Genomic DNA, 7483 nt, shown 5'->3' with positions numbered 1-7483 from the left:
CCCACGGAGGGGCTGCTGAACCCCACCGGCCCGGACGGCTGCTCCCCCACCGCCTCGAGGTTCAGCAGTTCCACGGCACTGCGCCCCACCTGCTCCACCAGCGTGCCCGGCAGCCACCCCGCCGCCACCAGCCGGGCCGCGCCCTGCGGGGCCAGCCGGCGGGCCACCTCGACCGGCGCCGGCCGTTCCTGCGCCCACTTGACCAGGCAGGCCTCCACGACCTCCCGCAACTCACCGCTCAGTGGTCCGAGTTCGGGCTCCTCGTGGACGACCTTGTAGAGGAGCGAGGCCGAGGAGTCCCCGGGGAAGGGCGGTGTCCCCGTGGCCGCGTACGCCAGGACCGCGCCCAGGGAGAAGACGTCCGCCGCGGCCGACACCCCCTTGCTGAGGATCTGCTCGGGCGCCATGTAACCGGGCGAGCCGATCGAGACCCCCGTCGACGTCAGGGACGCGGTGCCGTCGGTGGCGCGGGCGATGCCGAAGTCGATGAGGAGGGGGCCGTCGACGGTGAGCAGGACGTTGGAGGGCTTCACGTCCCGGTGGACGAGCCCCAGTTCGTGCACGGCGGCGAGCGCCTCGGCCAGGCCCGCGCCCAGGACCCGTACGGAGTGCTCGGGCAGCGGCCCCCCGTCCGTGACCGCCGAGGCCAACGAGGGGCCCGCCGCGTACCCCGTGGCGACCCACGGGACGGCGGCCTCCGGATCGGCGTCCAGCACCGGGGCCGTCCACGCCCCGCCCACCCTGCGCGCCGCGTCCACCTCGCGCCGGAAGCGGGCGCGGAACTCCTCGTCGAGCGCGAAGTGCGGGTGCACGATCTTGACCGCGACCGTGCGGCCCCCGGCACTGCGGCCGAGGTAGACCCGGCCCATGCCGCCGGAGCCCAGCCGCCCGAGCAGCCGGTAGGGGCCCACGGCGGTGGGCTCGTCGACTCCCAGCGGCTGCATGCTGCCTCCCCCGTAAGGCCCCAGAAGGTTCAGATGCAGGTTAGGGCCGAAGCAGTTCCACCTTCACGTCCCCGGGGAAACCCGTCGTGGGTCCCACGCGGCGGGCGAACTCCGTGACCGCCGCTAGCTGCGGGTCGCCGAAGCGGAAGTCCAGGGTCGTGAAGTACTTCTCCAGGACCTCCTCGTCGAAGTCCTCCCAGCGGGCGGCCTGCTCGGCGACCTTGCCGACCTCCTCCAGGGAGAGGTTCCGGGAGGCGAGGAAGGCCTCGTGGACCTTGCGGGTGATGACCGGCTCGCGTTCGAGGTAGTCGCGGCGGGCGGCCCACACGGCGAAGACGAACGGCAGTCCCGTCCATTCCTTCCAGAGCGCGCCGAGGTCATGGACCTGAAGGCCGTACTTCGGGCCGTCGAGGAGGTTCGCCCGCAGGGCCGCGTCCCCGATGAGCACGGCCGCCTCCGCCTCCTGCATCATCAGGCTGAGGTCGGGCGGGCAGGTGTAGTAGTCGGGCCGGACGCCGTAGCGCTCGGCGAGGAGGAGCTGGGCGAGGCGTACGGAGGTGCGCGAGGTCGACCCGAGGGCCACCCTCGCCCCGTCCAGTTCGTCCAGCGGGACCTGCGAGACGATGACGCAGGACATGACCGGGCCGTCGCAGCCGACGGCGATGTCGGGGAAGGCGACCAGGTCGTCCGCGTTCTTGAGGAACTCGACCAGGGTGATGGGCCCGATGTCGAGATCTCCCTGCACCAGCTTCTCGCTGAGCTTCTCCGGGGTGTCCTTCGTGAGCTCGAAGTCGAGGAGCGTGCCCGTCCTCGCGAGCCCCCAGTACAGGGGCAGGCAGTTCAGGAACTGGATGTGGCCGACGCGCGGCCGGGTGCGAGAATTGTCCACATCGCGACAGTAGACCCCTTGGGGTACGCTTCGGACTCCGGCCCCTGGGTCAACGCCTTCGCGATCTTCAAACATCCGGGTGACGTGATCTTGGCCTCTATTGCTTTCGGCTGCCCGCGTGCTAGGCTCGCCGCAAGTTGCAGTTTGGTTTCCCTTGCAGTACAGAGCCTGCGGAGCATGTAACCGCAGGCTCTAGTCGTTTTCAGAAGAATGCAGTTGTGCGGCACTGTTTTCACACTTGCAGGTTCTGGAGCAGGGCAACCCTTTTGGGCCCAAGGAGGGCTTATGGCTACCGGAACCGTGAAGTGGTTCAACGCCGAAAAGGGCTTTGGCTTCATCGCCCAGGAGGGCGGCGGCCCCGACGTCTTCGTCCACTACTCCGCGATCAACGCGAGCGGCTTCCGTTCGCTGGAGGAGAACCAGCAGGTCTCCTTCGACGTGACCCAGGGCCCGAAGGGCCCGCAGGCGGAGAACGTCACCCCCGTCTGAGCGATCCCGTCTCAGCGTGATCCCGTCTCACAGGCGCTCCAGCCTCTGATCCGGACCTGAATGCAGTACCCAAGGAGCCCCGCGCCGCACGGCAGCGGGGCTCCTGCCTTGTCCGCCCGCGCTCTCACACGTGCTGCATGACGAGCACGAAGGTCGTGCCGGGTTCGAGCGCCTCGTACGAGTGGGCCACGTCTCCGCGGTACGTCATGTAGTCGCCGGAGTCCAGTTCGGCCTCCTCCCCAGCCGGTCCGGCCTTGACCCTTCCCGAGCTCACGATCAGGTGCTCGACGGTCCCCGGGATGTGCGGCTCCGATTCCCGTACCGCGCCCGGTTCGGCCCGCAGGTGGTAGATGTCCCGGCGCGCCCCGGGCGGGCTGGACGAGAGGAGGGTGGCGGCGAAGTCGGCCCGCTCCGAGGCGACGGTCGGGCCCTGCCCCGCCCTGACCACCCGCACCGACGACACCGGCGGCTCCACCAGCGTGCTGAACGGCACGCCGAGCGCCACCCCCAGCGCCCACAGCGTCTCCACGCTCGGGTTGCCGCTCGCCGCCTCCAGCTGGGACAGCGTGGACTTGGCGATTCCGGCGCGCTTGGCCAGTTCGGAGAGGGAGAGGCCGGCGCGTGTGCGTTCACGGCGGAGCGCGGTGGCGATCCAGTCCAGGGGGCGTTCGGGCATGCTGTTCGCTCCATCGGTACGATCGTTCGCCTTGACGAACACGACTCCTACCGTCCACTGTAGTGAACATGCGTACGGCACAGCGAACAGCCCTGGTCCGTGACAGCGCGCTCGTCTGGCTCGCGAGCGGGGTCGTCGGCGTCTCCTTCGGCGCGATCGCCGTGACCGGCGGCCTGCCGGTGTGGGTGCCGGTGGTGATGTCCCTCCTCGTGTACGCGGGCTCCGCCCAGTTCAGCGCGGTGGGTGTGCTGGTGGCCGGGGGCGGCCCGGTCGCCGCGGCGGCCACGGGCCTGTTCCTGAACGCCCGCACGGCCGCCTACAGCCTGGCGGTGGCCGACATCCTCGGCCGGGGCCGGCTCGCCCGTCTCCTCGGCGCACACCTGGTGACCGACGAGACCGTGGCCTTCGCCCTGGCCCAGCCGGACCCGGCGCGGCGCCGGGCGGCGTTCTGGATCTCCGGGCTCGGCCTGTTCGCGGTGTGGAACCTCGGCGTCCTGGCCGGGGCCCTCGCCGGGGGCGCGCTGGGCGACACCGGCACCTGGGGACTGGACGCCGCCTTCCCCGCCGTCCTCGTCGCCCTGGTGCTCCCCGCCCTGCGCGAGGATCCGGCCGTACGGCGTTCCGCGCTGCTCGGCGCCGGGCTGGCCCTGGCGGTCACCCCGGCCGTCCCGGCGGGGGTGCCGGTGCTGGTGGCACTGGCGGGACTGGTCCTGCACGGCCGAGGGAGGCCGGCGTGAACGCGACGGTCGCCATGATCCTGGCACTGGCGGTCGGGACGTACGCCTTCCGGCTGGTCGGGCCGGTGCTGCACGGGCGGGTGGAACTGCCCCCGCGGGTCCAGGAGTTGCTGGCCGCGGGTGCGGTGGTCCTGCTGGTGGCCCTGCTGGCGACGGGAGCGCTGACGGAGGGCGGCGGCTTCGCGGGCTGGGCGCGCCCGGCCGGCGTCCTGGCGGGAGCCGCGCTGGCGTGGCGCAGGGCGCCGTTCGTGGTGGTGGTCCTCGGGGCGGCGGCCACAACTGCCGTACTGCGGGCGGCCGGTGTCGCGTAAGTGTCAGTGGGGGCCGCTAGGGTCCCCCGCCATGACCGACACCGACTTCGTGACCGCCACCCGCACCTTCTACGACACCGTCGCCGAGGACTACGCCGAGCAGTTCCGGGACGTGCTCACCGTCAGTCCGCTCGACCGGGTCCTGCTGTCCGGGTTCGCCGAGCTGGTGGGGGACGGACGAGTCGCCGATCTGGGCTGCGGGCCGGGACGGATCACCGCTCACCTCGCCTCCCTCGGGCTGTCCGTCTTCGGGCTCGACCTGTCGGAGTCGATGCTGGCCATCGCCCGCCGGGAGAACCCGGGGCTGCGGTTCGAGCAGGGCTCGATGCTGGAGCTGGACCTTCCCGACGGGGCGCTCGCCGGTGCCGTGTCCTGGTACTCCTCCATCCACACCCCTGTGGACGAACTCCCGCGCCTGTTCGCGGAGTTCCACCGCGTCCTGGCACCGGGCGGGCACCTTCTCGTCGCCTTCCAGGCCGGCGACGAGGACCGGCATCACGACCGGCCGTGGGGGCGGCCGGTCGCGCTGACCTTCCTGCGCCGGCGGCCGGAGCAGATCGCCGGGTTGCTCCGCGCGGCCGGATTCTCGCTCGTCTCGCAGACAGTGCGCGAACCCGGCCCCGAGGAGGTCTCCCAGCAGGCGTTCCTGATCGCCCGCCGCCCCTAGAGCACCCCGGCCAGATCCCGGGCCGCGATGTAACCGAAGGTCATCGCGGGGCCGATGGTCGAGCCCGCGCCCGCGTAGCTGTGCCCCATGACGGCCGCGCTGGCGTTCCCGGCCGCGTACAGGCCGGGGACGACGGAGCCGTCGGGCCGCAGGACACGCGCGCGGGCGTCGGTCACCAGGCCGCCCTTGGTCCCCAGGTCTCCCGGGACGAGCCGGAAGGCGTAGTACGGGGGCAGCCAGAGCGGGGCCAGGCAGGAGTTCGGGAGGACCGAGGGGTCCGTGTAGTAGTGGTCGTAGGCGCTGTCACCGCGGCCGAAGTCGGTGTCGTCGCCCTTGAGGGCGAGTGAGTTGAAGCGGTCGACGGTGGCGCGGAGGGCGGCGGCCGGGACGCCGACGGACCTGGCGAGGGCGTCGAGCGTCCAGGCCTTGTGGGCGGCGCCGGAGCCGTACCAGTCGTCGGGCAGGACGAAGGTCGGGGCGATGTCCCTGAAGAGGTACCGGTTGCGGTAGTTCTGGTCGACGATCAGCCAGGCCGGGATGTCCGGGTCGGTCGGGTTCCGGTCGTACATGGTGTGGACGACGTCGCTGTAGGGGGCGGCCTCGTTGACGAACCGCCGCCCGGCCGCGTTCACGACGAGCCCGCCGGGCAGGGTGCGTTCGGCGAGGCAGAAGTAGGGCTCGTCGGGGAGCGGGACGGCCGGCCCCCACCAGGCGTCGTCCATCAGGGCCACGTCGGCGCCGAGACGCTGTCCGGCCCGGATGCCGTCCCCGGTGTTCTCCTTCGCGCCGACGGTCCAGTCCGTGCCGATGGGCTGCCGCTGGTACTGGGCCCGCATGGCCGCGTTGTGCTCGAAGCCGCCGGAGCCGACGATCACACCCCGGCGGGCGCGGAAGAGGCCGCCCGGGGTCACCGCCCCGGCGACGGTGCCGTTCTCGACGTGGAGCTCGGTGAGGGGGGTGCCCAGGCGGACGGGCACGCCCGCGTCCAGGAGACCCTTCCTCAGCCCGGCGGCCAGTGACTGGCCCATGGTGAGCGGTGTCTGCCCGAGGAGGGCCGCCTTGGTGCCGCGCGCCAGGCACTCGGCGGCGACGGCGGCGCCCTTGGCGCTCACCGCGGACAGGGCGAGCCATTTGTAGTCGGCGCTGAAGACGACCAGCCCGGCCGGGACGTCGAGGTAGGGCGGGTTCAGGCGGGCGAGTTCGGCGCCTAGGAGCTTGCCGTCGAGCTGGTCGGGCTCGATGGAGCGGCCGCCCGGCAGGCCGCCCGGGAGCTCGGGGTAGTAGTCGCTGTACCCCTCCATCCAGCGGAACCGCAGCGGGCTGTTGGCCATGACGAAGGAGATCATCGCGGGGCCGTGGGTGAGAAAGGCCCGCTGCCGGGCCGCGGGGACGTCCGGTCCGACGACGGCGGCGAGGTAGGCGGCCGCCTTGGCCGGGGTGTCCGGGACACCGGCCGCCAGGACGACGGGGTTGTTGGGAATCCAGATCCCGGCCCCGGACCGGGCGGCGGACCCGCCGAAGGTGGGCGCCTTCTCCAGCACCACGACGGTGAGGCCCTGCCTGGCGGCGGTGAGCGCGGCGGTCATGCCGGCGGCGCCGGAACCGATGACGACGACGTCGTACGTGCCGAGCGCCGGTAAGTCGGCGGCACTCGCGCCCTGTTGGATCCCGGCGGCGACGGCCGCCCCGGCACCGGCGGCCAGCAGGTGTCTTCGGGTCACGCTCATGGTCGGGTCCCCCCGCGGTCGGTATGGACGAAGAGGTCCGGAACGTCGCGCGGGGGTCTTGAGAAGTCAAGGGGCGTGGAGGGCGAGGGGGGTGTCCCGCCGGACTCAGAATCCGGGAGCGGGGACGAGGCCCGGCCACCACGGCGGTGCGCCGCTGGGGCATGCGTGCGTGGCACCGCTCCAGAAGAAGGAGACCGCGCACCAGCACACGACGGGGAGCACCACCGTGAGAGCGAGGGCATGAAGGAGGGCTTGTCGCCCCACGACAACTCCCACCATCACCCAACTCAGCGTCAGGAGGCCCCAGAGGGACGGAACGAAGAGAACGACGAGGAACGAGCCGTTCGCCGCGCCGTTGACGCCGCTGTCGCAGGCACTCAGCGCTCTGCCGAGAAGCATGGCGGTGAGCACCGCGAGAGCAAGCCCCATCACCGTTCCGAGACATCCGTGAAGCCGCCGCTCACGCATACGCATCCCCCTCACTGTCGGCTTTCCCCGTCCTTCCCCGCATCCCGCAGCTCACGCTGGGCCCGAGCCCGATCTCGGCCCACACCGTCTTGCCGACGTCCCGCTCCGCGACACCCCAGGCGCGGGCGAGGAGGGTGACGAGGATCAGCCCCCGGCCGTGCTCACCGTCCTCCTCACGGCGGAACCGGAGGGCACGGTCGCCCCGAGGGTCGCTCACCTCGATACGGAGCGTGTTCCCCGGGAGCAGGAGCAGGCGCAGCTCGAAGTCCCGTCCGGGGACCCGGCCGTGGGTCACCGCGTTGGCGGCGAGTTCGGCGACGAGGTGCTGGGCGGTGTCGTTCACCTCGGTGTCATGAGGGTGGCCCCACTCCGCGAGCTGCGCGGCGGTGAGCCTGCGGGCCAGCCGCGCGCCTCGCGGGGTGGCGCTCAGACGCTGGGTCAGTTCGTCGGTGGGGGTGGAGATTTCGGCGTTCACGTGACTGAGCGTGGTGGGTTGTCTCTACGCTGACCAGGGGCGACTCGGCGACGCTGAGTAGCTGTACGGGTGCGTGGCGTGTGGTGTACGGGCTGTCGGG

10 protein-coding genes are annotated in these 7483 nt (G+C 72.0%); 4 read left to right on the top strand and 6 right to left on the bottom strand.

What is annotated here, in order from left to right; all coding sequences use genetic code 11:
• Positions 1–944, bottom strand: a 944-nt coding sequence (locus tag AOJ26_RS21970; RefSeq protein WP_159044357.1) for a serine/threonine-protein kinase, incomplete at its 3' end; no start/stop codon positions are given.
• A gap of 40 nt (positions 945–984) precedes the next feature.
• Positions 985–1833, bottom strand: a complete 849-nt coding sequence (locus AOJ26_RS21965; protein WP_053850039.1) for a menaquinone biosynthetic enzyme MqnA/MqnD family protein — start codon at positions 1831–1833, stop codon at positions 985–987.
• A 285-nt stretch (positions 1834–2118) separates the two neighbouring features.
• Here AOJ26_RS21965 and AOJ26_RS21960 point away from each other — a divergent pair, with 285 nt between their 5' ends.
• Positions 2119–2322 carry a cold-shock protein gene (locus AOJ26_RS21960; protein ID WP_003992177.1) on the top strand — a complete coding sequence of 68 codons (204 nt, stop codon included), beginning with the start codon at positions 2119–2121 and terminating at the stop codon, positions 2320–2322.
• Between the two features lie 124 nt (positions 2323–2446).
• Here the strand turns inward: AOJ26_RS21960 and AOJ26_RS21955 are convergent, their stop codons facing one another.
• Entirely contained in the window at positions 2447–2998 is a 552-nt protein-coding gene (locus AOJ26_RS21955; protein WP_053850041.1) for a helix-turn-helix domain-containing protein, read from the bottom strand.
• Positions 2999–3066: 68 nt separating this feature from the next.
• Between AOJ26_RS21955 and AOJ26_RS21950 the strand changes: the two genes are divergently transcribed.
• Genes AOJ26_RS21950 through AOJ26_RS21940 form a run of 3 tightly spaced genes read left to right on the top strand, consistent with a single transcriptional unit; the run spans position 3067 to position 4713 of the window.
• Positions 3067–3735, top strand: coding sequence for an AzlC family ABC transporter permease (locus AOJ26_RS21950; protein WP_053850040.1), 669 nt, complete (start codon positions 3067–3069; stop codon positions 3733–3735).
• Between the two features lie 14 nt (positions 3736–3749).
• Positions 3750–4046, top strand: coding sequence for an AzlD domain-containing protein (locus tag AOJ26_RS21945; RefSeq protein WP_373413219.1), 297 nt, complete (start codon positions 3750–3752; stop codon positions 4044–4046).
• 31 nt (positions 4047–4077) lie between these two features.
• The gene (locus AOJ26_RS21940) at positions 4078–4713 is read left to right on the top strand and encodes a class I SAM-dependent methyltransferase (protein ID WP_053850037.1); all 636 of its coding nucleotides are present in this window, start codon (positions 4078–4080) and stop codon (positions 4711–4713) included.
• On the opposite strand, the gene kstD is transcribed toward AOJ26_RS21940, so the two are convergent.
• From kstD to AOJ26_RS21925, 3 genes are all read right to left on the bottom strand, one after another.
• Positions 4710–6440: a 3-oxosteroid 1-dehydrogenase gene (gene kstD, locus AOJ26_RS21935; RefSeq protein WP_053850036.1), complete on the bottom strand. Its 1731-nt coding sequence runs from the start codon at positions 6438–6440 to the stop codon at positions 4710–4712. The genes AOJ26_RS21940 and kstD overlap by 4 nt on opposite strands.
• A gap of 105 nt (positions 6441–6545) precedes the next feature.
• A complete protein-coding gene (locus tag AOJ26_RS21930; RefSeq protein WP_234358642.1) occupies positions 6546–6839 on the bottom strand; it encodes a hypothetical protein in 294 nt (97 codons plus the stop codon).
• Positions 6840–6900: 61 nt separating this feature from the next.
• Positions 6901–7383: an ATP-binding protein gene (locus AOJ26_RS21925; RefSeq protein WP_234358641.1), complete on the bottom strand. Its 483-nt coding sequence runs from the start codon at positions 7381–7383 to the stop codon at positions 6901–6903.
• Positions 7384–7483 lie beyond the last annotated feature (100 nt).

Source organism: Streptomyces sp. NRRL B-24085 (assembly GCF_001282115.1).
Taxonomy (GTDB): Bacteria; Actinomycetota; Actinomycetes; order Streptomycetales; family Streptomycetaceae; genus Streptomyces.
Note: the sequence above shows the minus strand (reverse complement) of the source record. Positions and strands in the feature narration are given on the sequence as shown.

Bases quoted from the DNA above. Each gene is read 5' to 3' on its own strand.
- AOJ26_RS21960 (WP_003992177.1), top strand. From the start codon at position 2,119: ATGGCTACCGGAACCGTGAAGTGGTTCAACGCCGAAAAGGGCTTTGGC.
- AOJ26_RS21955 (WP_053850041.1), bottom strand. From the start codon at position 2,998: ATGCCCGAACGCCCCCTGGACTGGATCGCCACCGCGCTCCGCCGTGAA.
- AOJ26_RS21950 (WP_053850040.1), top strand. From the start codon at position 3,067: ATGCGTACGGCACAGCGAACAGCCCTGGTCCGTGACAGCGCGCTCGTC.
- AOJ26_RS21945 (WP_373413219.1), top strand. From the start codon at position 3,750: ATGATCCTGGCACTGGCGGTCGGGACGTACGCCTTCCGGCTGGTCGGG.
- AOJ26_RS21940 (WP_053850037.1), top strand. From the start codon at position 4,078: ATGACCGACACCGACTTCGTGACCGCCACCCGCACCTTCTACGACACC.
- kstD (WP_053850036.1), bottom strand. From the start codon at position 6,440: ATGAGCGTGACCCGAAGACACCTGCTGGCCGCCGGTGCCGGGGCGGCC.
- AOJ26_RS21930 (WP_234358642.1), bottom strand. From the start codon at position 6,839: ATGCTTCTCGGCAGAGCGCTGAGTGCCTGCGACAGCGGCGTCAACGGC.